Raw genomic sequence first — 23,917 nt, 5'->3', positions numbered from 1 at the left:
CCCCCTCCCCGAGCGGGTGCTGTGTTTCCAATCCTCCATATCCCCGCCTCTGGGGGGGTTCCACGAAAGAGGGGGAACTGATTATCGCGACCTGCCCTCCACCACCAGCTTGCCGTCCGCGATGACATAGCGGACGTCGCGGAGATTCTTCAGCGAATCAAGCGGGTTGGCGCCGACGATCAGGATATCGGCGATCTTGCCGGGCTCGATCGTGCCGAGCTTGTCGCCCATGCGCAGGATCTTCGCGCCGACGCTGGTGGCCGAAGCCAGGACATCGGCATTGGTCATGCCCGCCTGGTGGAGATAATCGAGCTCGCGGAAATAGGCGTCCGGATAGCGCCACTCATTCTCGAACGGGATGTCGGTGCCCACGCCGATCGGCACGCCGGCGCGATATGCCTCGTTCACTCGCTTGAGGTGATCCTGCTGGTTAATCACGAAGCGGCGCGAATGGGTGTAGTAGAAGCCGCCGCTGGGAATGCCGGCGGTCGGATATCCGCCGTCCAGCAGATTGTCGAAGGCGCCGATCGTGGGAACGAAGGCAGTGCCGTGCTTCTTCATCAGCGGCACGGCCTTGTCGCTGAGCAGCAGCGGATGTTCGAGCGTGTCGACGCCCGCCTCGATCGCCCAATCGGTGTACTGGCCATAGCTGTCGATCGCGACAGGGACGCCCAGCGAATGAGCCTCCTCGATCGCGGCGGCGAGTTCTTCCTTGTCGGCGGGAGCGCTGATCTTGATCCAGTCCGACAGGCGGCGAACCTGCTCGCGCACGGCCTTGCGCCATTCCCAGGGACCGTCGACACCGTGCGGGTCACCACCGAGATTGGGCTTTTCGCGGCCGGTGGCGGTGGAGGTGACTTCGTCGCCATGCCCGCCGGTGCTGGCGATCAGCTTGCCGCTCCACATCACGCGGGGGCCGCGGATCATGCCGCGATCGACCGCCTCCTTGATGCGCAGCGCGACGTCATCCATCGTGCCGACATCGCGCGCGGCGGTGATGCCGGCAGTGACCATCTGGTCCGCCAGGATCGTGCCGCGGATCGCGGCGGCCGCCGTGCTGTCCGAATAGCGGCCCATATCGGTGCCGCGCTGCTGGGTGAAGTGGATGTGCAGGTCGATCAGGCCGGGCAGGATCCACAGGCCCGTGGCATCGATCGTGCGCGCCGCATTGGCGGGCACCGGAGTGCCGGCGGAGCCGGCGGCGACGATCCGGTCGCCCTGCAGCACCACCACGGCATTGGCGATCGGCGCCCCGCCCCGCCCATCGAGCAGCGTGCCGCCGGTGAGCACGACCACCGGCTCCTTGCTGCGGTCGATCGGCGGGATCGGCACGCGGCGGACATCGTCGCTGGTCTCGGGGATCGGGCGCTGCTGGGCATGCGCGACATGCGGGGCGATCGCCCCGATCAGGAAAGCGGCGGAGAGCGCCGCTCCCTGCAGCAAATGCTTGCGCGTGACCCGCAGCGTCCCCGTCTCAACCATGGCGCGACCCCTATTATTCCCAATTACACATGATTTAAAGCGTGATTCTCTTGACGAGGCAAGGGTCATTTGCAAGCTTGCTTCTCAGCGGCCCCGCTTGGGAGGGGCCGTGGCTGGGAATCGCGCGGATGAAGCAGACAAGGCTGGAGGGAGGCCCGGCATCGCCGACAGGGCAGCACGGCCTTGGGGCAGGCACGCTGGGCGAAGCGCTGCAGCATGCGATGGGACTGGCACGCGGCGGGCAGCCCGGGCCAGCCGAGGCGATATTGCTGCGCGTGCTCGACCTCGTGCCCGAGAACCCCGACGCGCTCCAATTGCTCGGCATGATCGCACGACAGGCCGGGCGGAATGCGGATGCCGCTACGCTGTTCCGCCGTTCGCTCGCCGCCAATCCCGCCCAGCCGCACGTGCACAACAATCTCGGCAACTGCCTGCTCGACCTGGCCGATCCGGCGGGCGCAGCCCTCGCCTATCGCGAGGCGCTGCGGCTGGCGCCGGGCTATGACGAAGCGCGGGTGAACCTCGCGATCGCGCTGCTCGGATCGGACGACGCGGCAGGTGCCTGCGACACGCTCGCCCCCCTGCTCCGCCGCGATCCGCGCAACGCCCGCGCCTGGGCGACGCTGGGCCAGGCACGACGCGCGGCGGGCGAGCTCGACCATGCGATCACCGCCTTCCGCACCTCGCTCGCGTTGCGGCCGGACCATGTGCCGACGCTGCACAATCTGGGCGTCGCACTGCGGATTGCCGGCTGGCGGGACGAGGCACTGATCCTGCTCGCGCGCGCGGCGGAGCACGATCCGACAAGCCCGGAGATCGCCTATAATCTCGGCCATTGCCTGCAGGATCTCGGGCGGATCGATGCGGCGATCGTCGCCTATGAGCGCGCGATCACGCTGCGTCCCACAGACCGCGCGGCGCATGAATCGCTCAACGGATTGCTCTGGCGGCAGGGGCGCGGCGATGCCTGGCTAAACAGCTATCGACTAGCATTAGCGATGCATCCGGACGACGAGGGACTGCTCTGCGACCTTGCCGATCGCCTGTTGCTGGCCGGGGATGCGGCCGGTGCCGCGGCATTGCTCGCCCCCCATGCCGACCGGGCCGGACCGGAACTGCAGCATCAGCTGGGCCGGGCACGCTGGTCGCTCGGAGAAGCCGACGCCGCGCTGGCGCGGTTCGACGCGGCCGGCGATTTCGCCCCGGCGATACGCGAAGCGGCGCGGGCCTGCATCATTCTCGATCGCCCGACCGAGGCGCTGGAGCGCCTCGAGCCGCTGCTCGCCGCCGATCCTTTCGACCAGCAGGGGCTGGCGCTGCAGGGGCTGGGCTGGCGCTTCACCGGCGATCCGCGTGAGGCATGGCTGAATGATGCCGAGCAGCTGGTCTCGGCCAGCCTGCTGACGCCACCCGATGCGGACTTCAACGTCCGGCTCGATACCGCGCTCTCCGCCCTTCACCGAGACCAGCAGCACCCGCTCGACCAGACGCTGCGCGGCGGCACCCAGACCAGCGACGACCTGTTCGCCCTGCCCGACCCGATGATCGCCGCCGTGCGCGGGATGATCGAGGCGCGGGTGCAAGAATGGATCGCCGGGCTACCCATGGATGCCAGTCACCCGTTCCTCAGCCGCAACACCGGGCGCTTCGCCTTTTCGGGCTCCTGGTCGGTGCGGCTGCGCAGCGCCGGGTTCCATGAGAACCATATCCATCCCGAGGGCTGGATCAGCGCCTGCTATTATGTCGCCCTGCCCGACGCGGTGGCCCGCGGCCACCAGGGCTGGCTGAAGTTCGGCGAAACCGGGCTGCGCCTGGGGGAACGCGAGCGGATCACCCGGATGATCCGGCCCGAGCCGGGGCTGCTCGTGCTGTTCCCCTCCTATTTCTACCATGGGACGGTGCCGTTCGAGGACACCGGCCACCGCACCACCATCGCCTTCGACATCGTGCCCGCATGACCGCGCACGCCCACCACAGGGAGGACAGACCATGACCAGCCAGACGCTCGAGATCTTCGCCGCGGGCATCGCATCGGGGGAGATCCGCACGATCGACCTGACCCAGACGCTGTCGCCCGACACGCCTACGCTCGTCCTGCCGCCCGAGTTCGGCCAGTGCGCCGGGTTCAGCCAGGAAGAGATATCCCGCTACGATGAACGCGGCGTCGCCTGGTACTGGAACAACTTCACCGTGAGCGAACATACCGGCACGCATTTTGACGCGCCGATCCACTGGATCACCGGCAAGGACCTGCCCAACAACGCCGTCGATACCGTGCCGCCGGCCGACTTCATCGCCACCGCCGTCGTGATCGACATCTCGGCCAAGTCGGCGGAGAACCCGGACTATCTCCTCACCGTCGCGGATATCGAGGCATGGGAGGCCGAGCATGGCCGCATCCCGCCGCGCAGCTGGATCATGCTGCGCACCGACTGGTCGAAGCGCGACGTCGACGCCTACACCAATCGCCGCGAGGATGGCGCCCATACGCCGGGGCCGTCCGCAGAGGCGGTGCAGTTCCTGATCGACGCGCGCGATGCGCATGGGCTTGGCGTCGAGACGATCGGCACCGATGCCGGCCAGGCGCATCTGCTCAGCCCCGCCTATCCGGCGCACACGCTGTTCCATGCGGCGGGCCGCTATGGGCTGCAGTGCCTCGAGAATCTCGACCTGCTGCCGCCGACCGGGACTGTGATCCTCGCCACCCCGCTCAAGATCAAGGGCGGCTCGGGCAGTCCACTTCGCGTCCTCGCGCTGGTCGCGGGCTGAACGGATGGCCGAGCGTTCGTTCAAGGCGGAAGTGGAGCAACTGCGGCTGGGAGACGGCGAGACCTTCCATGGCGAAGGCATCCTCGCCGTCACCAAGGCGCTGCTCCAGGCTGGGGTGGCCTATGTCGGCGGCTATCAGGGATCGCCGATCAGCCATTTGATGGACGTGTTCGCCGATGCCAACGAGCTGATGGGCGAGCTCGGCGTCCATTTCGAGAGCTCGGCGAGCGAGGCGACGGCGGCGGCGATGCTGGCCGCTTCGGTCAACTATCCGCTGCGTGGCGCGGTGGCGTGGAAATCGGTGGTCGGCACCAATGTCGCCTCGGACGCGCTGTCCAACGTCGCTTCGGGTGGGGTGACCGGTGGGGCGCTGGTGATCCTGGGCGAGGATTATGGCGAAGGCTCCTCGATCATGCAGGAGCGCACCCATGCATTCGCGATGAAGTCGCAGATGTGGCTGCTCGACCCACGGCCGAGCCTGCCCGTGATCGTCGACATGGTCGAGAAGGGCTTCGAGCTGTCCGAGGCCTCGAACACGCCGGTGATGCTCGAGCTGCGGGTGCGGGCCTGCCATGTGACGGGCAGCTTCGTTGCGAAGGACAACAAGCGACCGCCATTGACCGTCTCGGAAGCCGCCGAGGCGCCGGTGCGCGATGCCGACCGGATCGTGCTGCCGCCGGCCAATTTCCTCCACGAAGTCGAGAAGATCGAACAGCGCTGGCCCGCCGCGATCCGCTTCGTGCAGGAGCGCAAGCTCAACGAGCATTTCGGCCCCGAGAGCGACGAGATCGGCATCATCGTGCAGGGCGGGCTGTTCAACTCGCTCAACCGCGCGCTCGAGCTGCTCGGCCTGTCGGACGCGTACGGCAATGCCGTGATCCCGGTCTATGTACTCAACGTCACCTATCCGCTGATTCCCGACGAGGTCCGCGACTTTTGTGCAGGGAAACATGCGGTGCTGGTGGTTGAGGAAGGCCAGCCCGAATTCATCGAGCATGAACTGAACACGCTGGTCCGCCGCGCCCGGCTCGATACAAGGATCATCGGCAAGGACGTGCTGCCGCGCGCCGGCGAATATGGCGGGGCAGTGATCCGCGACGGAGTGGCCAAGTTCCTGCGCGAGCACGCGCCGGAGCGTGCACCGGCCGAGGTGGAGAAGCCTGCCCCTGCCCTGCCGCCCAGCGCGGTGCCGCAGCGGCCCGCGGGCTTCTGCACCGGCTGCCCGGAGCGGCCGATCTTCTCGGCGATGAAGCTGGTGCAGAAGGAGATGGGCGCCTTCCACGTCTCCGCCGATATCGGCTGCCATCTCTTCTCGATCCTGCCGCCCTTCCATATCGGCAACACGACGATGGGCTATGGCCTGGGCACCGCGGGCGCATCCGCCTTCAAGCCACGCGACAAGCGGGCGATCGCGATCATGGGCGATGGCGGCTTCTGGCATAACGGGCTGACCTCGGGGATCGGCAATGCCGTCTTCAACCAGGACGACAATCTGACGATCATCGTCGACAATGGCTATTCGGCCGCGACCGGAGGCCAGGACATCCTCTCCTCGCGCGCCAAGCCGCCGGGCCGCAAGACCAACAACCCGATCGAGAAGGCGGTGCGCGGGGTCGGCATCGGCTGGGCGCGGACGATGACGCGGACCTATGACGTCGCCGGCATGCGCGATGCGATCCGCGAGGCGCTGGCGAGCAAGGAGAAGGGACCCAAGGTCCTCGTCGCCCAGTCCGAATGCCAGCTCAACCGCCAGCGCAGGGTGAAGCCGCAGCTGGCCAAGGCGATGAAGGCGGGCCAGCGCGTGGTGCGCGAGCGCTTCGGGGTCGATCCCGATACTTGCACCGGTGACCATAGCTGCATCCGGCTCTCCGGTTGCCCTTCGCTGACGATCAAGCCCAATCCCGATCCGCTGCGCCAGGATCCCGTCGCCCATGTCGAGAACAGCTGTGTCGGCTGCGGTGTGTGCGGCGAGGTGAGCCATGCCGCGGTGCTCTGCCCTTCCTTCTACAAGGCCCATGTCATTGCCAATCCCGACCGCCGCGACCGCCTCCGCCAGCGCCTGCGCGGCTGGATGATCACTGCCCTGCAAAGGCGCGGCGCCCGCGCCATCGCGGCGAGGGCCTTCTGATGCCCGATCGCAAGCGCATCACCATCGCGGTGCTGGGCCTTGGCGGCCAGGGCGGCGGCGTGCTGGCCGACTGGATCGTCCAGCTGGGCGAGCGGAACGGCTTTGTCGCACAGGGGACTTCGGTGCCCGGCGTGGCCCAGCGGACGGGCGCAACCATCTATTATATCGAGATGATTCCGGCGGGCACTACCGCGCCGGTGCTGGCGCTGACGCCGGTGCCGGGAGATGTCGATGTAGTCGTCGCTTCCGAACTGATGGAGGCCGGGCGGGCAATCCTGCGCGGGTTCGTGACCAGGCGGACAGAGCTGATCGGCTCCACCCACCGCGTCTATGCGATCTCCGAGAAGTCGGCGATGGGCGATGGCCGGGCGAGCACGGAGCGGATCCTGGCTGCCGCCGGAGAACGGTCGAAGCGCTTCATCGGCTTCGACATGGAGGACGTTGCCGAGCGCACCGGCAGCGTGATCAGCTCGGTGCTGTTCGGGGCGCTGGCGGGCAGCGGTGCCCTGCCCTTCCCGCGCTCCGCCTTCGAAGACGCGATCCGCGCCGGAGGCAAGGCGGTGGAGGCGAATTTGCGGGGCTTTGCGGCCGGATTCGATGCCGCTCGAAGTGGCGCGGAGGCGAAGGCGGAGGAATTCCAGGCCGTTGTGCCCACCACCGAGGCCGGGCGTGCCCTGGCCGCGCGGATCGAGGCGGACCTGCCCCATGCGGCACAGTTCTTCGCGCTGGAAGGCGTGCGGCGCCTGATGGACTATCAGGACGCTGCCTATGCGGGCCTCTATCTCGACCGGCTCGATAGCCTGGGCGGCAACCCGGAACTGCTGACCGAGGCGGCGCGGCATCTGGCGCTGTGGATGTCGTATGAGGATACGATCCGCGTGGCCGACCTGAAGGTGCGCGCCAGCCGCTTCGCCCGGGTGCGCGGCGAGGTGAAGGCCAAGGACGACCAGATCGTCCGGCTGACCGAATATATGCACCCGCGGCTGGAGGAGGTCTGCGAGACGCTGCCCGCCGGGCTCGGCCGACGCATCCTGGCGAGCGAGGGCTGGTCGCGACGGCTCAAGCCCTTGTTTGCCAAGGGAAGACATGTCGAGACGACCAGCCTGCGCTGGTTCCTCATACTGTCCATGCTGGCCGGGTGGCGGCGCTGGCGGCGGGGGACGCTGCGCTACCAGATCGAGCAGGCGCGGATCGAGGAATGGCTGACTTTGGTACGCACCAGCGACACCAATGCCGCGGTCGAGCTGGTGCGATGCCAGCGGCTGATCAAGGGCTATGGCGAGACGTTCGAGCGGGGGCTCGGCAATTATCAGCGGATCGTCGATCGGTATCGGGCTGGTGGGCTCGATGCGGGCGGTATCCGGCGGCTGCGCGAGGCGGCGCTGGCGGATGAGGATGGGGTGGCGCTGGGCGAGGCTCTGGCTTCGTAGGCGCTTGTCCACCTACCTCGTCATCCCCGCGAAGGGGGGGATGACGGTAATAAGCATTATTTTCTCGATGCAATCCAGTCGTTTACCACCGCCTCCAGCAGCGTCATCGGCAGCTGGCCCTGGGCCAGGATCAGGTCGTGGAAGGCGCGGATGTCGAAGCGATCGCCCAGGGCCTTTTCAGCGCGGTGGCGCAACTCGAGGATCCTGAGCTCGCCGACCTTGTAGGCCACCGCCCCGCCGGGCGCGCCGATATAGCGGGCGAGCTCGGTGTCGATATTGATGTCGGCCAGCGCGGTATTCTCGGTGAAACAGGCCCGGGCCTGTTCCCAGCTCCAGCCCATGACATGGATTCCGGTGTCCACGACCATCCGGCAGGCGCGCCACATCTCGTTGGAAAGGCTGCCGAACTTCTCATAGGGATCGCGGTACACCGCCATCTCGTGCCCCAGCCGCTCGGCATAGAGCGCCCAGCCCTCGCGAAAGGCGAGCAGGTCGCGCTGCCGGCGGAAGCTCGGCCATTCGGGATGTTCCTGGGCGATCGCGGCATGGGTGTGATGGCCCGGCGCCGCCTCGTGCAGGGTGAGCGCGGGCACCTCGTAGAGGGGGCGCTGGTCGAGGTGCGAGGTGTTGACGATGAAGCGGCCGGGGAAGCCCCTGGAGAAGTCACCGCCGCCCGAGCGGGCGGTGGTGTAGCCCTCTTCCAGGTCGAGGGGGACCGGCTCCACGGTGAAGGGCTGGCGCGGCAGGGTGCCGAACCAGCGGGGAAGCACGCCGTCGATGCGCTTGGCGGCGGCGGCGTACTTCTCGATCAGCTGCTCGCGACTGGTCGCATAGAAACGCGGATCATTGCGAAGGTAGCGCAGCCACGCCGTGAAGCTGCCCTTGAAGCCGGATTCGGCGATCACCCGGTCCATCTCGGCCCGGATGCGCTTTACCTCCGAGAGGCCAAGGGCATGGACCTGTTCGGCGGTGAGGTCCGTGGTCGTGTAATAGCGCAGAAGGAAGCTGTAATAGTCCCTTCCGCCGCGGATGTTGGCGATGCCCAGGCCCTTGCGGGCATGCGCGCGGTAGCGGCCGTCGATATAGGCCAGAATTGCGCGCTGCGCGGGGCGGATTTCGCGTTCCAGGACGGTGCGCGCTTCGGCGACCAGTGCGTCTCTTCCGTCCAGAGGCGCAAGCAGCGGATCCTCGGCGACCGGCCGCTCGATCTGCTTGCGGAGCACCGAAACGGCGACGTCGACCACCCGCACCGGCTGGGTCCAGCCCGTGGCGATGCCGCGTTCGAGATTGGCGCGCTGCTGCGCGAAATAGCCGGGCACCCCGCGCAGCCGGGCGATCCAGGCCCGGCCATCGGCCTCGCTGCGCACTTCGACGCCTCGAGCGGTATAGTAAGGCGTGTTGTAAAAGCCCTCATGCGCGACGAACGCGAAGCGGCGCTCGTCGAAATCAATGCCCTGCACGCGCCAGGCGATGATCTGGCGGAGGAAATCCCGGTTCCTTCCGTCCTCCGAAGTGAGCACATCCCCCGGCAGCGCGGCGAGCGCCTTGTCGATCGCCAGCAGCTCCGCCTTGCGCGCGGCCATGGCGCCGGGCGTCTCGTCCGGCCAGCCCTCGGGCGAGTGCGAGGGATCGGAGCGGCCGGCCTCCATCGGGAAGCGGGCGGTGAACGCATCGTACCGCGCGATCAGCGCATCGAGATCGGGAGAACCCGCGCCGATCAGCAGCATCGCGCCGACGGGCAGGAGCAACAGTCGGAGCGCGCGCCGGATCATCTGCAAATCCCCTCGTTCAGTTGGACATCCGGGCCATCGACATCAGCAGCTTGGGCAGCAGCGTCGCCCCGGCATGGAGTCGGATCGGATGCGGCGTGCGCGGCACGACCGAGAGCTGCTCGCGGCTGTTGGTGGCGATCGCGGTGGCGACTTCGATGCCGAGCTGGGTGTTGATGCCGATGCCGCGGCCATTGTCGGCCTGGATCGCCAGCGCGCCGCCGCCGAGATCATAGAGCTCGGGCAGGAAGGACGAGTTCACCTGCGCCAGGCCGTGCCAGATATAGTCGACCCGCGGATCGGGCATGGCGGCGAAATGCTGCTTCAGCCGGCGCTCCGCCTCGCGCAGATGCGCCTTGCCGCCGTTGACTAGGAACGACATCGGGAAGGCCGAGATCAGGTGCCCCTGCGCATCCAGCCGCGCGGTGAAGAGATAGGGCACCTTGTCGGTAAAGGCGCCGCCATCGGGCAGGATCGTCTCGCGCTGGCTGGCGCTCAGCGGCGCGGTGGCGAACTGGATGACGTTGAGCGGCAATACCGTGCGCTTGAGCGCGGGATGCAGTGCCGCATTGCCGCCATTGGCCGCCAGCACGACGCGCCGGGCCGAGACCGCGCCGCCGGGCGTGCGGGCGATCCAGCGGCCGCCTTCAAAGGCCAGCGCCTCTACCGGGCTCTGCGCGAACAGGCGCGCGCCCTGCTTCAGCGCGGCACGGGCAATGCCGCGGACATAGCCGAGCGGATTGATGCTGCCGCCCTCGCCGAAGCGCAGCGCGCCGCAATAACGATCGACGCCGAAGCGATGCCGGGCCTCGCGCGCCTCGACAAAGCTCACGTCATAGCCGCGCGACTGCCATTGATTGGCATAGCTGCGCTGGTTCTGGGCGAGGTGCTCGGTGTGGGCGGGCGTGTAGAACCCGTCCTGCCGGGCGTCGCAGTCGATGCCGTGGCGGGCGATCAGATCGAACACCGCGCGGGCCGAGCCACCGATCATCCGGGTAAGCCGCTCGCCGCGCAGCCGGCCGAGCACCGGGCCGATCGTCTCGGGGGTGTGGCGGATATAATCGGGGGCGACGAGGCCACCGCTCCAGCCGGTCGCCTGGTCGCCGGGCTGGCCGGCTTCGACCAGCACCGTGTCGACGCCTGCCTCGGCCAGGTGGAGCGCGGTGGTCATGCCGGCGATGCCGCCGCCGATGACCAGCACCTCGGCCTCGACCTCGGTTGCCAGCGGCGCGAGATCGGGGCCCGGCGCCGCGGTGGCGACCCAGACCGGCGCCAGCGACGGCCCATCGCCTTCGCGACGGGAAATGGGCTGATGCTCCATCACCACGCCTTTCCAGGGGCGAAGCCGGGGGCCGGCGCGAAGGGCAAAAGCTCCCCCGCGACGTCCGTGATACGGGACGTTTGCATGTAATCCTGAACTCTCTGTTCGCTCCGGCAAGGGAGCGGTGTCTCTCTGCCCCTCAAAGGGGCGGTGTTGGTTGGATGCGGGTCAGGCGATGGCGGGCTCGGCCCTCCCCGCCCGCTCGGTGCGGCGGGCGATGGCGACGAAGGCCAGCACGAAGCAGAGCGCGACCGGCGTGTTCATGATCATCGGGAGCGACATCTGGTTGTTGCCGACGATGCTGACCGCGATGAAGATCGCAGTGCCTTCCTGGCGCATCAGATGCTCGATCCCGATCGCGATATTCTCGCGCCGGGTGAAGCCGGCGAAGCGCACGATCGTCATCACCACGCAGACCATGATCAGGTTGAGCGCGACAGTGATCCAGAACAGCGCGCCGAGATTTTCGCGCAGCACCGGCACCTGATCGAACAGGATCAGGCCGAAGGCGCTGAACAGCACGACCATCGCGATGTTCTTGAGATACTTCTTGAAGGCGATCGCGAAGGCCGGGCGCAGCGCCCGCAGCGTGAAGCCGGCGGCGGCGGGCAGCACGGTGATCGAGAAGATATCCCAGAAGAAGGACGCCAGCGGCACCTTCACATCGGCTTCGAGCCCCATGAAATGGGCCAGCGCGAAATGCGCGTAGAAGGGCACGGCGAAGATGTAGATCATGCTGAGCAGCAGCGTCATCGACATCGAGAGGGCGAGATCGCCCTTGGCCATGTCGGTGAACAAATTTGAGAGCATGCCGCCAGGCGTAGTGGCGAGCAGCACGAAGCCGACCGCCAGCGCCGGCGTGGGCGCAACGGTTAGCGCGAGGGTGAGCCCGATCGCCGGCGGGACGATCAGCATCGAGCAGACGCCGAAAATCAGCGCGCGCTTGTTGCGGAACACCTGGCGGAAATCCTCGGCGGTGAGCGACAGGCCCATCGAGGCCATGATCGCGATCAGCGAGCCGGGAAGCACCCAGTGCCCGAGGAAGGACATCAGATCGGCATAGGTCATGTCCCGCTCCCCCTCAGGCCGGTTCGACAGTGATGGTGCAGGCGCCGTTCCGGCGGATCGTGCGGCAATCCGCGACGGCCTTCTCCAGATCCTCGTCGAGGATGCGGGCGCAGACATTGGCCTGGATCCAGCCGAACGGCATCAGCAGCCGGCCCCCGGCACCATAGAAGATGCCGATGTCGTAGAACGGCCCGGGCGGCAGGCCCTGGGTGCTGCCGGCAGCGAGATAAGCGAGCACGATGTCGCCCGCGCCGGGATAGGAAGTGGCGTTCTCGGCCGGGATCGGCGGCTGGGCCATCCCTTCCGGCAGCGATGCCGAGGGCATCGGGATCGAGATTTCCGGGCCGGTCCAGATCGCGTGCATCGCCTCGAACGAGGCGCGGCGATTGGCGAGATCGCGCAGGAACTCACAGGATAAAGGCGCCGCTTGCGGAAGCAGACGGCAGCGCGCCGACAGCCCCGATTTCGGCTCCGTGAACTTTACCAGATCCATCGAAAGCATGCCCCCTATTCGCCCGTCGCCATCGACAGATATTCTTCCTTCTGGAGTGCGATCGGCACATTGCCGTTGGTCCAGAGATAATCGTGGAAGCGCTTGAGATCGAAGGACTTGCCTTCGCGCACCCGGGCTTCCGCAAGGAACTCGGTCGTCTGCATCTTGCCGATCTGGTAGCTAATCGCCTGGCCCGGCGCGGCGGCGAAGAAGGTCGCTTCCTCGTGCGCGGTGGCCGGATCCATCGGGACCATCTTCTCCAGATACTCGGCTGCCTGGGCGATGGTGAATTCACCTAGCGCCAGCTTCACGTCCACTTCGACCCGAAGGGCACGCAACCGTGCGAAATTGTAGATGATCTCGCGCGTCTTGGGCGCATCGGCCCAGAAGCCGGCCTGGAGCATCATCTCCTCGGCATAGAAGCCGGTGCCCTCATTGGCGCCACTGTCATAATAGCGGCGGCGCAGGGGATCGGGGTTCCGCCAGCTGAGGCTGAGCTGGAAGAAATGGCCGGGCACGCCTTCATGGACGATGATCGGCCGTGGATCGCGCGCGATCGAGAGGTTGAAATAGCCGAGCTTGGGCGAGGGATCGGGGAGATAGACGGTGGCGTCCTGCCCGGTCCGATCGATACTGGTGAAATCGAAGGTGCGCCCCAGCCAGCCGATCGGCGCGAGATAGGCGGGGAAAGGCTGGGCCTTGTAATGCCCCACCCAGTCGGGGACGGTGAGGAGGTTCTTGTCGGTGAGGAACTTGCGGACCTTGAGTTCGTCCGCGTCGAGCTGCGCGGTGACCGCGCCGATCGAGGCGCCGATCGGTAGCTCGGGGAGCCCGGCATTGCGGTTGCGCTCGAGCGTTTCGAACAGCACCGAGCGCGCCCATTCCTGGCGGCCCATCGCGACGAGCTGCTCGGGCGAATAGGGATAGATGCCGACATTGCCGAGGAAATAGAGATAGGAAGCGCGGCCCACCGCGGTCTGCTGGGGCAGGCCGGCGCGCTTGGATTTCAGGAACTCGGCATAGCCCGCAAAGGCGGTGATCGCCTTCTCGACCACGGCATTGAGCCGCTTCTTCTGCGCGGCATCGGCGTAGGGGGCGAGGCCGGCGGCCATGCCGCGCAGGCTCTCCGGCACTTCGGCGATCTGGCTGAGCGCGACGTCGACGAAGGGGCCGCGCATGTCGTCCAGATTGGCGCGGCCGGCGGCGAGGATCGCCGGGGCGTTGCCGAGCAGATGGATCACTTCGTCCAGCCGAGCATGCGAGACCGGCGGCTTGGGCAGCAGCAGCTCGAACACCGGGTTGAGCGCCTGCGCGGTGTAGAAATGCGGCTGGCGGCGCCAGGCGGCGATATGGTCCATTTCCCAGTGGACCCGGGCCAGCGCCGAGCCGACCAGCCGGTAATCGACCTTCTCGCTGATGCTTTGGGGGGCGGTCTCCAGCGCCTTCCAGCGCGCCTCGAACGCGGCGAGTTGCTTGCGCTGGGCGGCAATAGCAGCGGGCGACCAGTCGGGCAGCCAGCCGGCGGGGCGGACGATGCGCGGGATGTCGTCGCTGCTCGCGGGCTGGGTGGTGCCGCGCCACGCCCAGAAATCGGCGCCGAGTTGCTGGACGGCCGGCTGGGCAGCCGCCGGCACGGCAGCCACTGGGGCAACCAGCAGGGTGGCGCCTCCGATCAGAACCGCGATGCCCCGACGCAGCATGTTATTTCCGGTTCTTCACGTTGCGATCGAAGAACTCGACCATCTTCTTGAACGAGAAGCGGGTCTGCGGAATGTTCTCGGCGTCCCAGGGATGGTTGGCGCCGGGCAGCGTCACCAGTTCGAACATCTGCTCGCGCTGGATCATCTGCTCGGCCAGCGCCATCGTGTCCGAATAGAGCACGACGGAATCGCGGGTGCCGTGGATGATCATCAGCGGGTCCCTGATCCCCTTGGCCTGATAGAGCGCCGACTGCGCTTCGTAGCGCTTGGGCATGTCGGGACCGTCGGGCGGCCCCATGATCCACATCTGCGCCGGGAAGGCGTGCCAGACATTGGTGGCCGGCGCGCCGGCGATGCCCGCGGCATAGAGGCCGGGCTTCTTCGACAGCGACATGATCGTCATCAACCCGCCATAGCTCGAGCCCCAGATGCCGATGCGCTTGGGATCGGCATAGCCCTGGGCGATCAGATAGCGGACGCCGCTCTCGAGATCGTTGATGTCGGTCTCGCCATAGCTCTCGTACTGCGTCTGGTTATGGTCGCGCCCCTGCCCCCAGGAGCCGCGGATGTTGACGGTCAGGACGATATAGCCCTGCGCGACGAAATACTGGTCGAGCCCCCAGGTCGGGTGGGCGCGGCGGCCGCCCCACTGGTTGTGGACCGCGTCCGAATAGACCGAGCCGACGATGACCGGGTATTTCCTGGCGGGGTCGAAATTGGCGGGGACACTCACCCGGCCGAGCAGGTTCATCCCGTCGACATGGCTGGGGAACTGGACGTAGCGCGTCTTCGCCCAGGTCTGGCCGTAGAAATCGGGCTGAGGCGATTTGGTGACCTGCGCTGCCTTGCCGGGCTTCGCGGTGTCGATGACGAACAGCTCGGGCGGCAGGTCGTCATTGCTGTACCAGTCGGCGATGCGGCTGAAATCGGGGGAATAGACCGGCTCATGGGTACCACCCGCCGGGCCGCTGAGCTGCTCGATCTTTCCGCCCGCTACGGCCACGCGGTAGAGCTGTCGGTCCTGCAGCGCGGACTTGTTGGCGGTGAAATAGAGCTGCTTGTTCTTGTCGTCGACCTCGAACGAGGCGATTTCCCATTTGCCGCTGGTGATCTGGCGCGGGGCCTCGCCGGCCTTGCGCTGGTGGTAGAGCTGGAGCCAGCCGTCGCGATCGGTGAGGATGATCAGGCCGTCATCGCCCGGCGCCCAGGCGACCTTCCAGTCGGGGCGGAGATGCTTCGGCTCGCGCAGCTGGTAGAAGGTCTCGCGGGCGCCGGTGGCGGCGTCGTAGAGATAGATGGTGTGTTCCTTGGCCTCCATGTCGGCGCTGCTGACGAACAGCCGCTTGCCGTCATGCGACAGGCCATAGCCCCAGACATCATGCTTGGCGTCGGGGCGCTCGAACAGGCGGGGCTGGCCGCCGGCGAGGCTGACGAGGCCGATCGTCGTCTTGCTGGTCTCCTCGCCCGGGAAGGCGCGGATCACGCGGTTGTTCTGGAGCTTGCCCTTGGCGTCGTAATAGATGTCGCGCTCGGGCATGGCGCGGTCGTCGGCCTGCTGGAAGGCGATCGCCTTGCCGCTATCGGCCCATTTGAAGTCCTCGATATAGAGCTTGGGATCGTCGCTGCCGGCGAGGCGCGTGGCGGTGGCGCCCTCGCCTGCCGCGGCGTCGCGGACCCAGAGCTGGCCGCCGCCCGCGACGGGCGTGCCGGCGGGTGCCGCGGCGAGGAAGGCGAGTTTGGAACCGTCCGGCGAGACGGTGAGCTTGCGGATGCCGCGCTTGTCGGCTTCGGCCTTCACCACCCTGCCGTCGGCCTCGCGGATATGGAGCTGGCCGCCCAGGGTGAAGGCGATGCGGCCGTTGGCGAGGAATACCGCCTGGGCGATGCCCTTGGCTTCCGCTTCGGGCTTGGAGTCCTTGCCGAGGAAGGTCAGGCGGATCTTCTGGCCGGTCTTGGGCGAGTAGGACCAGATATCGCGGAACGAATAGCCTTCATCGTTCCACAGGAAGAGCACCGCGCTGCTGTCCGCTGCCCAGCTATAGCCCAGCGGCTCAAGGCCGACGAGGCTCTTGTAGCGATACAGCTCGTCGAGCGAGAGACTGGTGCCGGCGAACTGGGACTGCTGGGCCGATGCGGAAGGCGCCGCACTCAGCGATGCGATCGCCAGGGCCACCGACATCGCACGGACGGAAACGCGGAACTTCATCATCTTCCCAGCACCTTCACTCACTTGTCGTCGCGTCCGGCCCCGAAGAGCCGGTTGCCGGCGACGACGGCCCGCCCGCCGCCGCCGGACTAGGCCTCAGAACCGCTTGCGGAAACCAACCGTGAAGCGGCGGCCGATCGCGTCATAGGTATCCCGCTCGTAGAGCTGGAACGGCGGGTTGTGATCGCCGAGATTGTCGATCGTGCCATAGATGCTGAGCGACTTGTCGATGTCGTAGGACGCGCTCAGATCGAAATAGCTGATCTGGCCGGTCTCCGGCACCGCGAGCAGCGGCATCGCCGCGCCCGAAGCCTTGGCCGCCGCGATGCGCCCGTCCTTCACCGAGCCGATGAAGCGGTGGCGCAGCGAGACCTGGAAGGCATCGGTCACGTCCCAGGTCAGACGCTGGGTGAAGCGCCACTTGGGGTTGGCGTTGCCGCAGCTGCCGCCGCCGATATAGCCCGCGCAATCGATCGCCGCGACGATCGGGCTGCTCTGGACCACGCTCTTGATGAGGTAGCTGCCGGCCAGATAATAGCTGAGGCTGCCGAACGAGCCGGTGTCGTACTTGTAGTCGAGCCGGAAATCGACGCCCGACGTCTCCATCGAGGCGATGTTCGCGTTGAGCAGCGGCACGTCATAGAGCTGGCCGTCCGACGAGCGGTGGTTGAGCGGCTGGCAGAAGACGTTGCTCATCGACAGGTTGGCACGGCAGGCGGTGATGACCGACTGGAGGCCACCGCCGAACGCCGCGATCGCACCGTCGATCTTGATGTTGTAATAGTCGACGGTGAGCTGGAGGTTCGGCACGAAGTCCGGACGGAAGACCGCACCGAGCGACCAGGTGTCCGAGGTTTCCTCCTGCAGGTTCGGATTGCCGCCGGTGATCGCGCGGATCTGGACATTCTCCTGCTGGAACACGTCGATCACGCTCGACGGCACGCCCAGCGAGCTGACGCAGAAGGTCCGCTCGGCCGCGGTGCGGTTGGCACCGGTGGCGTTGCAGAAGTCGGTCGCCTGCGGCGCGGTGTTGGTGGCACCCGAATAGAGCTCGACCACGTTCGGCGCACGCACCGCGCGCTGATAGAGGCCGCGGATCTTGAGGCCCTTGACCGGCGAATACTCGCCACCCGCCTTCCACGAAGTCACGCCGCCCGCGGTCGAATAGTCCGAATAGCGGATGCCGCCTTCGAACGAGAGCATGTGGACCAGCGGCATGTCGGCCAGGATCGGCACGACGAGCTCGCCATAGACTTCCTTGACGTCGAAGCTGCCGCCGGTCGCCTGGATGCCCGCCGAGCGCGAGAGCGCCTTGCCCTGGATGTAGAGCTGGTCGGGCGTGAAGGTGGAGCTTTCCTTGCGATATTCGGCGCCGACCGAGATGCCGACATTGCCCGCCGGCAGCTTGAACAGCGTGCCGGTGATGCTGGCGCCGGCCTGCTTCTGATCGAGGACGGTGATGTTGGTGAGGTTGGTGTAGATGTAGTCGATCATCGGCTTGGTCATCGACATCAGCCCGAACGGGTTGATCGTGACGCAGCGCGTGTCGGTGGTGAGGCAATCATAGGGATTGCTGGGGTTGGTCAGGAACGCGTTGGCGAAATTGTCGATCAGGACGCCGCCGCCTTGGACTTCGGTGATCCGGACATGGCCCTGATTGTAGAAGGCTTCCCAGTTCAACTTGTCGGTGAGCGCGCCACGCAGGCCGACGACATAGCGCGAGAATTCGCGGGTCTGGTCATCGGTACGCGAGCCGAAATCGAGCAGGCGGCGATTGATGTTGAGCGAGACGAGATTGTCGCCATCGGCATCGAGATTGGTGCGCAGGAACTCGCGCAGCGAGGACGACAGATAGGGATTGCGCAGGTCGAACTGGAAGTTCGGCAGGAAGCCCGAGCTGCTCATCGGCACCGCGCCCAGCGTCGAGTTGATCTCGCTGCGGACGTAATTGCCTTCCCAGAAGGCAGTGATGTTGTCGGTCACGTCATAGTGACCGGTCAGCGCGCCCGACCAGCGCTTCATCGGCATCTGGAGGTTGGTGTAGGGGCGATCGTTGAAACCGTCGCTGGTCTTGTAGGCGCGCCAGCCCTCCGGCGCGAAGAAGATGCCGGCGGTGCCGATCGTGTTGCCGTACGGATCGACCTTGCCGACCAGCGCCGGGGTGAAGATCGTGCCCTGCGGCGTGACGCCGTTGCCGCCGGGGACGAGCACGCCCTTCCCGCCCTGCACCGCATCGACCAGGTAGAGCGAGGCATGCGCGCGGGCCGAACCCTTGACGATGCCGCGGTCATAATAGCTGCCGTTGAACACGATGTTGCCGCGGCCATCGTCGAAATTGCCGCCGACGGTGAAGTCGATGTTGTAGCGATCGGCATCGCCGCGATCGGTGAGGCCGTACTGGCCGCTGACCTCCAGCCCCTCGAAGTTCGTCTTGGTGACGAAGTTGACCACGCCGGCCATCGCGTCCGAGCCGTACACGGCCGAGGCGCCGCCGGTGACGACTTCGATCCGCTCGATCATCGAGGGCGGGATCATGTTGATGTCGACGACGCCGTCCTGGCTGGCGCCGACGATGCGGCGGCCATTCTGCAGCACCAGGGTGCGCGCGGCGCCGAGGTTGCGCAGGTTGACCGTGGCCGAGCCGTTGCCGGCGTTCGACTGGGCACCCGAGCCGGCGACCGCCTGGGGCAGCGCGTTGAGCAGCTGCTCGGTCTCGGCAGTGGCGGTCTGCTTGATTTCCTCGCTGCCGATGACGTTGACCGGGCTGTTCGAATCCACGTCCGGACGCGGAATGCGCGAACCGGTGACGACGATCGCCTCGCTCGTTTCACCTTCCGGCTCGGCGGTCTGCGCGAACGCCGTACCCATCATCATCATCGTGGCGAGCAGCGCGGAACCGCCCCGCAATCCCGCCCGCATCACCGCTACCCGCTTACTGCCCATGATCGTGTCTCCCCGAATGGATATGCCCGCCTGCCTCGTTACGTCCGGACGTCGTTTGTCGCGTCCATTTCTGTGAACAAGTGCGTGATTTTGAGCATATCGATTGATTGGGGTCAATTCGGGGTAGCGAAAAAATGTGAAAAGTGTCGCTTTCTGGTAACAAAGATGCCGCGAAGCCCGCGATTGCGCACGGTTTTTTCCTGGCATCCAAGCGGCTCGACCTGGCCCGGCCGCACCGATCGAACCGCCCGGAAAGCAGCGGATACCGGAGAGGAATCCGCAGTTTTCTGCCGATTCGCACCACTTCGGACCGGTCGACTGCGCCCCACATGCCTCGGAGATAACACCGATTCGGTGCCTCTTGACCAGTGCGCATTCGCCGAGCATCGTATTACAAATCACGTGTTTTTCGTTTTATATGAACGGAGCGCGGCCGAACGGGCGCCGCGCGGCGAACCATCGCGAGGGAGGCTGACATGCGCGCAAGGACATTGGGGATCGCTCTGCTCCTGGCCGGGAGCGCCCTGCCGGCGGGGCTCGGCATCGCCCCGGCGACCGCGCAGCAGGCAGCGCCGCAGCCCGACGGCCCGCCCCGGGGCAAGGGCAGCCATGCCGATCTCGTCGCGCTGTTCACTGCCTTCGATGCGTGGAGCAAGCCCAGGGCGGTGAACGGCGCGATCGACTACAGCCCCGCCGCGGTGGAGAAGCGCCGCGCCGAGCTGCGCGACTTCCAGGCCAGGCTTCCCGATTTCGCGGTGGCGAGCTGGGACCGGCATCAGCAGGTCGATTATCTCGCGGTGCGTGCGCAGATGGACCTGCAGGATTTCAGCCTGAACATCCTCAAGCCCTGGGCGCGCGATCCCGGCATGTATGTCGATGAGCTGCAGCGGCTGGCCTATACCGAGCTGCCGCTCAAGGGGGAGGCGCTGGCGAGCTTCCAGGCGCGGCTGAAGGCGATCCCGGCCTATCTGTCGCAGGCCAGGGTCAATCTCGACTCGGTTGCCGCCGACTATGCCGATCTCGCGCTGCACAGCCTGTCGCACGGCGACGGCGTGGGGCACGGCATGCCCTATCGCGCGGTCGAGCCGGAGGGGCTGATCGGCTGGTTCGCGGACCTGCACGGGCGGGCGCAGAAGCGGCAGCCCGCGCTGCTCGGCGACATCAAGGCGGCCGAGACCGCGATCCGGGGGTTCCGCGACTGGCTGACGGCCGGGCGCCCGGCGATGACCGCGCATGCCGGGGTCGGCAAGCCGGCCTATGACTGGTTCCTCACCAATGTCCGGCTGATGCCCTACACTTCCGACGAGGTGGTGACTCTGGCCGAGCGCGAGCTCACCCGATTCTGGGCCGACTACACCACGGAGCGGCACCGCAACCGCAAGCTGCCCGAACTGGCGCTGCCCAGATCGGGCGCGGAATATGAGGCGCAGCTCGCGGGCACCGACGCCAAGATCCGGAAGTGGCTGAAGGACGAGGAGATCGTGACGATCCCCGACTATATCCCGGGCACCTATCAGGAAGTGGGCTTCAACGCGCCGTGGATCGTGCGGCCGACGGGGCCGATGTTCTGGGAGCAAATCCAGTTCCGCGACGCCTCCCCCGATCATCTCCACGCCACCTTCCCCGGCCACCGCTTCGACGGGATGACCGGCAAGCGGGTGACCGATCCGATCCGCAGCAAGGTGAGCGACAGCGGGCGCACCGAAGGCTGGGGCTTCTACCTGGAGGAGAGCGCGCTGCAGCTCGGCCTGTTCGACGACCGGCCGCGCACCCGCGAGCTGATCTACATCTTCGGCCTGTTCCGCGCGGCGCGGACGATCGGCGACGTGAAGATGCAGCGCAACGAGATGACCGTGCCGCAGACCATGGCCTTCTGGAAGGAATGGACGCCGTACCTCGACGACAATGTCGCGCGCACCGATGCCGGCATCTATATCCGCCGCCCGCCGGGCTATGGCATGACCTATACGATCGGAGCGATGCAGCTGCAGAAGCTGCTGGTCGACCGCCGCCGCCAGCTCGGCGACAAATTCTCGATCCGCGACTATCACGATTACCTGATGAACACCGGGCGGCTGCCGGTGTCGCTGCTGCGCTACGACCTGACCGGCTATGACGACGAGGTCCGCAATTTCTGGCGCCATGTGCCGCTGTCGGCGGTGGCGCGGTAGATCGTATCACTCGTTACCGGATTGACGAAAGCGCCCGGCTCTCCAATCATCCGGACATGACGGAACCGCTCCCCGCTTTCCCTGATGCCTTCAACATGGCGGACTATTTCGTGTTCGCGAATGTGGAGGCCGGGCGCGGGGGGAAGACCGCGCTGCTCTTCGAGGATCGGGCGATCAGCTATGACGAGGTGGCGGCCAACGTCACCCGCGTCGCCGAGCGGCTGCTCGCCGGCGGCCTGCTGCCCGAGCAGCGGGTGCTGCTGTGCATGCGCGACTGCCCCGAGTTCGTCTATGCCTGGTTCGGCGCGATCAAGGCGGGCGCGGTGGTCACCCAGATCAACCCGATGCTGCCGGCGAGCGACTATGCCTACTATCTCGGCTATGTGAAGCCGCAGTTCGCCTTCATCGACGAGACCAGCCTGGTGGCGTTCGAGGCGGCACGGGAGGGCGCGCGGCATTGCCAGGATCCGGGATCGGTCATCCTGGTCGGCGAGGCGCCCGGGCTGCCGGGGTTCGACCGCTGGATCGCCGCGACTGAGCCCGCTGCCCCACCGCCCTGGCCGACGCGCAAGGACGATCCCGCCGTGTGGCTGTTCACCAGCGGCACCACCGGGCAGAGCAAGGGCGCGGTCCACTGCCATTTCCACTTCGCCTACAACACCGAAGTCTATGCCAGGCGCTTCATCGGCATGGCGGAGAACGACATCACCCTGTCCGGCCCGCGGCTCTATTTCGGCTATGCGACCGGTACCAATCTGATGTTCCCCTTCGCGGTGGGCGCGACCGCGATCCTGGCGCGCGAGCAGCCGACGCCGGAGAACCTGTTCGCGCTGGTCGCGCGGCATCGGCCGACCGTGCTCACCAATGTGCCGACGCTGATCAACAAGATGCTCGAGGCCGAGGCGCAGGCACCCGACCTGTCGAGCATCCGGATGATGTGGAGCGCGGGCGAGGCGCTGCCGCGCGAGCTGCACGAACGCTGGAACGCGCGCTTCGGCGTGCCGATCATCGACGGGATCGGCAGCGCCGAGAGCTTCCACATCTATATCAGCAACCGGCCCGGCGACATAAGGCCGGGGAGCCTGGGCAAGCTGGTGCCCGGCTATGAGGCGGACCTGCTCGACGATGCCGGCATGCCGATCGCCGGCGGCGAGATCGGCGTGCTGCGCATTCGCGGAGATTCCGCCGCGCTCTATTATCACGGCGACTATGCCAAATCGAAGCGGCACCTGGGCGGCGGTGCGATCGTCAGCGGCGACCTGTTCCGCCGCGATGCCGAGGGATATTGGTATTATGAGGGTCGCGGCGACGACATGATCAAGAGTGGCGGCATCTATGTCAGCCCGCTGGAGGTCGAGGGATGCCTGAGCGAGCATCCGGCAGTGCTCGAATGCTGCGTGTTCGGCCGGGCCGATGCGAACGGGCTGGAGAAGCCGGTGGTGGTGATCGTCCCGCGCGAGGCCGCCGGGGACGCACTGGGCGCGGAGGTGCTGGAATTCGCCCGCGGCCGGCTGGCGCGCTACAAGGTGCCGCACCAGGTCTATCTGTCCGACGTGCCGCTGCCGCGGAACGACCGCGACAAGATCGATCGCAAGAAGCTGCGGGAGATTTATCGATGATGCTCGGCGATCTGTCCTGGACGCAGGTGCAGGCGGCGCTGGCAAGCGGCCGACCGGTCGTCGCGATCCTGCCGCTCGGCGCGGTCGAGGCGCATGGGCCGCATCTGCCGCTGTGCACCGACGTGATCATTTCCGAAGGCATGGCCCGGCGCGCCGCGGCGCTGCTCGAGGCACAGGGCATGCACGGCTTCGTGCTGCCCGCGCTTGCCTATGCCCCGGCGCATTATGCCGAGGAGTTCGCCGGCACGATCTCGATCGGCGAGGCGACCGCGCGCGCGATCATCCTCGACATCGCCGCCAGCCTGAAGGCGCAGGGCTTTGCCTGTCTCGCGCTGGCGAACAGCCATTTCGATCCAGCCAATGTCGCGATGCTGCGGAACCTGGTCCCCGCGGTGGAAGCGCTCGGGCTGGCCCTCGCCTTTCCGGATTTCACCCGGCGGGCGCTCGCGGCCGAGCTGACGGCGGAATTCGTGTCCGGTGCCTGCCATGCCGGCCAGTTCGAAACCAGCCTCGTGCTCGCCGACCGGCCCGACCTGGTCGATGCGGCGACCTGCCGGAACCTTCGCCACAACCCGTCCAGCCTGGTCACGGCCTTCGCGGCGGGCGCGCGGACCTTCACCGAGGCGGGTGGCCCCGAGGCCTATTTCGGCGATCCCGCGCACGCCACGGCGGAGGAAGGCGAACGGACGTCCGCGATCATGGCGAAAGCCCTGGTTCGCGCGATAGGCGCCGCCGGGAAATCCGATCCGAGCCGCTGAGAGCAGATAAAACAAAACCCCGCCAAGTCGCTGGACTTGCGGGGTTTTTGTTATTGGCAC

General features: G+C 66.9%; 15 protein-coding genes. 7 read left to right on the top strand and 8 right to left on the bottom strand.

The genetic code is table 11. The features are described from left to right. Nucleotides 1-81: 81 nt before the first annotated feature. Entirely contained in the window at nt 82-1,482 is a 1,401-nt protein-coding gene (locus AAHM44_RS21535; RefSeq protein WP_342251274.1) for an amidohydrolase family protein, read from the bottom strand. Nucleotides 1,483-1,610: 128 nt separating this feature from the next. Here AAHM44_RS21535 and AAHM44_RS21530 point away from each other — a divergent pair, with 128 nt between their 5' ends. From AAHM44_RS21530 to AAHM44_RS21515, 4 genes are read left to right on the top strand one after another with little or no spacing between them, the layout of a single operon-like run. After that, nucleotides 1,611-3,440, top strand: coding sequence for a tetratricopeptide repeat protein (locus AAHM44_RS21530; RefSeq protein ID WP_342251273.1), 1,830 nt, complete (start codon nt 1,611-1,613; stop codon nt 3,438-3,440). Nucleotides 3,441-3,471: 31 nt separating this feature from the next. Further along, nucleotides 3,472-4,251: a cyclase family protein gene (locus AAHM44_RS21525; protein ID WP_269575646.1), complete on the top strand. Its 780-nt coding sequence runs from the start codon at nt 3,472-3,474 to the stop codon at nt 4,249-4,251. Nucleotides 4,252-4,255: 4 nt separating this feature from the next. Further along, the gene (locus AAHM44_RS21520; protein WP_342251272.1) at nt 4,256-6,379 is read left to right on the top strand and encodes an indolepyruvate ferredoxin oxidoreductase subunit alpha; all 2,124 of its coding nucleotides are present in this window, start codon (nt 4,256-4,258) and stop codon (nt 6,377-6,379) included. After that, complete coding sequence (locus AAHM44_RS21515; RefSeq protein ID WP_342251271.1) at nt 6,379-7,809, top strand: indolepyruvate oxidoreductase subunit beta family protein; 1,431 nt, start codon at nt 6,379-6,381, stop codon at nt 7,807-7,809. Before AAHM44_RS21520 ends, AAHM44_RS21515 begins: the two co-directional genes overlap by 1 nt. 56 nt (nt 7,810-7,865) lie before the next feature. On the opposite strand, the gene AAHM44_RS21510 is transcribed toward AAHM44_RS21515, so the two are convergent. The 7 genes from AAHM44_RS21510 to AAHM44_RS21480 form a co-directional block, all read right to left on the bottom strand. Beyond that, nucleotides 7,866-9,581: a DUF885 domain-containing protein gene (locus AAHM44_RS21510; protein WP_342251270.1), complete on the bottom strand. Its 1,716-nt coding sequence runs from the start codon at nt 9,579-9,581 to the stop codon at nt 7,866-7,868. 16 nt (nt 9,582-9,597) lie between these two features. Further along, nucleotides 9,598-10,899 carry an NAD(P)/FAD-dependent oxidoreductase gene (locus tag AAHM44_RS21505; RefSeq protein WP_342251269.1) on the bottom strand — a complete coding sequence of 434 codons (1,302 nt, stop codon included), beginning with the start codon at nt 10,897-10,899 and terminating at the stop codon, nt 9,598-9,600. A gap of 168 nt (nt 10,900-11,067) precedes the next feature. Continuing rightward, entirely contained in the window at nt 11,068-11,967 is a 900-nt protein-coding gene (locus tag AAHM44_RS21500; RefSeq protein ID WP_269575651.1) for a bile acid:sodium symporter family protein, read from the bottom strand. Between the two features lie 13 nt (nt 11,968-11,980). Then, complete coding sequence (locus AAHM44_RS21495; RefSeq protein WP_269575652.1) at nt 11,981-12,460, bottom strand: DUF3830 family protein; 480 nt, start codon at nt 12,458-12,460, stop codon at nt 11,981-11,983. Nucleotides 12,461-12,474: 14 nt separating this feature from the next. After that, nucleotides 12,475-14,160, bottom strand: coding sequence for a DUF885 family protein (locus tag AAHM44_RS21490; RefSeq protein WP_342251268.1), 1,686 nt, complete (start codon nt 14,158-14,160; stop codon nt 12,475-12,477). 1 nt (nt 14,161) lies between these two features. Continuing rightward, nucleotides 14,162-16,369 carry a S9 family peptidase gene (locus AAHM44_RS21485; RefSeq protein ID WP_342251267.1) on the bottom strand — a complete coding sequence of 736 codons (2,208 nt, stop codon included), beginning with the start codon at nt 16,367-16,369 and terminating at the stop codon, nt 14,162-14,164. 93 nt (nt 16,370-16,462) lie between these two features. Continuing rightward, nucleotides 16,463-19,309, bottom strand: a complete 2,847-nt coding sequence (locus AAHM44_RS21480; RefSeq protein WP_269575655.1) for a TonB-dependent receptor plug domain-containing protein — start codon at nt 19,307-19,309, stop codon at nt 16,463-16,465. A 476-nt stretch (nt 19,310-19,785) separates the two neighbouring features. Here AAHM44_RS21480 and AAHM44_RS21475 point away from each other — a divergent pair, with 476 nt between their 5' ends. The 3 genes from AAHM44_RS21475 to AAHM44_RS21465 are packed head-to-tail and all read left to right on the top strand — an operon-like array spanning nt 19,786 to nt 23,857. Beyond that, nucleotides 19,786-21,480, top strand: a complete 1,695-nt coding sequence (locus AAHM44_RS21475) for a DUF885 family protein (protein ID WP_342251266.1) — start codon at nt 19,786-19,788, stop codon at nt 21,478-21,480. 56 nt (nt 21,481-21,536) lie between these two features. Further along, nucleotides 21,537-23,099: a benzoate-CoA ligase family protein gene (locus AAHM44_RS21470; RefSeq protein WP_342251265.1), complete on the top strand. Its 1,563-nt coding sequence runs from the start codon at nt 21,537-21,539 to the stop codon at nt 23,097-23,099. Then, entirely contained in the window at nt 23,096-23,857 is a 762-nt protein-coding gene (locus tag AAHM44_RS21465; RefSeq protein WP_342251264.1) for a creatininase family protein, read from the top strand. The genes AAHM44_RS21470 and AAHM44_RS21465 overlap by 4 nt, the downstream gene beginning before the upstream one ends. The last annotated feature ends 60 nt before the right edge of the window (nt 23,858-23,917 follow it).

Origin of the sequence: Sphingomonas sp. OTU376, from assembly GCF_038440415.1 — a bacterium.
In the GTDB taxonomy this organism is placed as follows: Bacteria; Pseudomonadota; Alphaproteobacteria; order Sphingomonadales; family Sphingomonadaceae; genus Sphingomonas; species Sphingomonas kyeonggiensis_A.
Note: the sequence above shows the minus strand (reverse complement) of the source record. Positions and strands in the feature narration are given on the sequence as shown.

Bases quoted from the DNA above. Each gene is read 5' to 3' on its own strand.
- AAHM44_RS21475 (WP_342251266.1), top strand. From the start codon at position 19,786: ATGCGCGCAAGGACATTGGGGATCGCTCTGCTCCTGGCCGGGAGCGCC.
- AAHM44_RS21495 (WP_269575652.1), bottom strand. From the start codon at position 12,460: ATGGATCTGGTAAAGTTCACGGAGCCGAAATCGGGGCTGTCGGCGCGC.
- AAHM44_RS21490 (WP_342251268.1), bottom strand. From the start codon at position 14,160: ATGCTGCGTCGGGGCATCGCGGTTCTGATCGGAGGCGCCACCCTGCTG.
- AAHM44_RS21515 (WP_342251271.1), top strand. From the start codon at position 6,379: ATGCCCGATCGCAAGCGCATCACCATCGCGGTGCTGGGCCTTGGCGGC.
- AAHM44_RS21480 (WP_269575655.1), bottom strand. From the start codon at position 19,309: ATGGGCAGTAAGCGGGTAGCGGTGATGCGGGCGGGATTGCGGGGCGGT.
- AAHM44_RS21510 (WP_342251270.1), bottom strand. From the start codon at position 9,581: ATGATCCGGCGCGCGCTCCGACTGTTGCTCCTGCCCGTCGGCGCGATG.
- AAHM44_RS21525 (WP_269575646.1), top strand. From the start codon at position 3,472: ATGACCAGCCAGACGCTCGAGATCTTCGCCGCGGGCATCGCATCGGGG.
- AAHM44_RS21505 (WP_342251269.1), bottom strand. From the start codon at position 10,899: ATGGAGCATCAGCCCATTTCCCGTCGCGAAGGCGATGGGCCGTCGCTG.
- AAHM44_RS21535 (WP_342251274.1), bottom strand. From the start codon at position 1,482: ATGGTTGAGACGGGGACGCTGCGGGTCACGCGCAAGCATTTGCTGCAG.
- AAHM44_RS21500 (WP_269575651.1), bottom strand. From the start codon at position 11,967: ATGACCTATGCCGATCTGATGTCCTTCCTCGGGCACTGGGTGCTTCCC.
- AAHM44_RS21530 (WP_342251273.1), top strand. From the start codon at position 1,611: ATGAAGCAGACAAGGCTGGAGGGAGGCCCGGCATCGCCGACAGGGCAG.
- AAHM44_RS21520 (WP_342251272.1), top strand. From the start codon at position 4,256: ATGGCCGAGCGTTCGTTCAAGGCGGAAGTGGAGCAACTGCGGCTGGGA.
- AAHM44_RS21470 (WP_342251265.1), top strand. From the start codon at position 21,537: ATGACGGAACCGCTCCCCGCTTTCCCTGATGCCTTCAACATGGCGGAC.
- AAHM44_RS21485 (WP_342251267.1), bottom strand. From the start codon at position 16,369: ATGATGAAGTTCCGCGTTTCCGTCCGTGCGATGTCGGTGGCCCTGGCG.
- AAHM44_RS21465 (WP_342251264.1), top strand. From the start codon at position 23,096: ATGATGCTCGGCGATCTGTCCTGGACGCAGGTGCAGGCGGCGCTGGCA.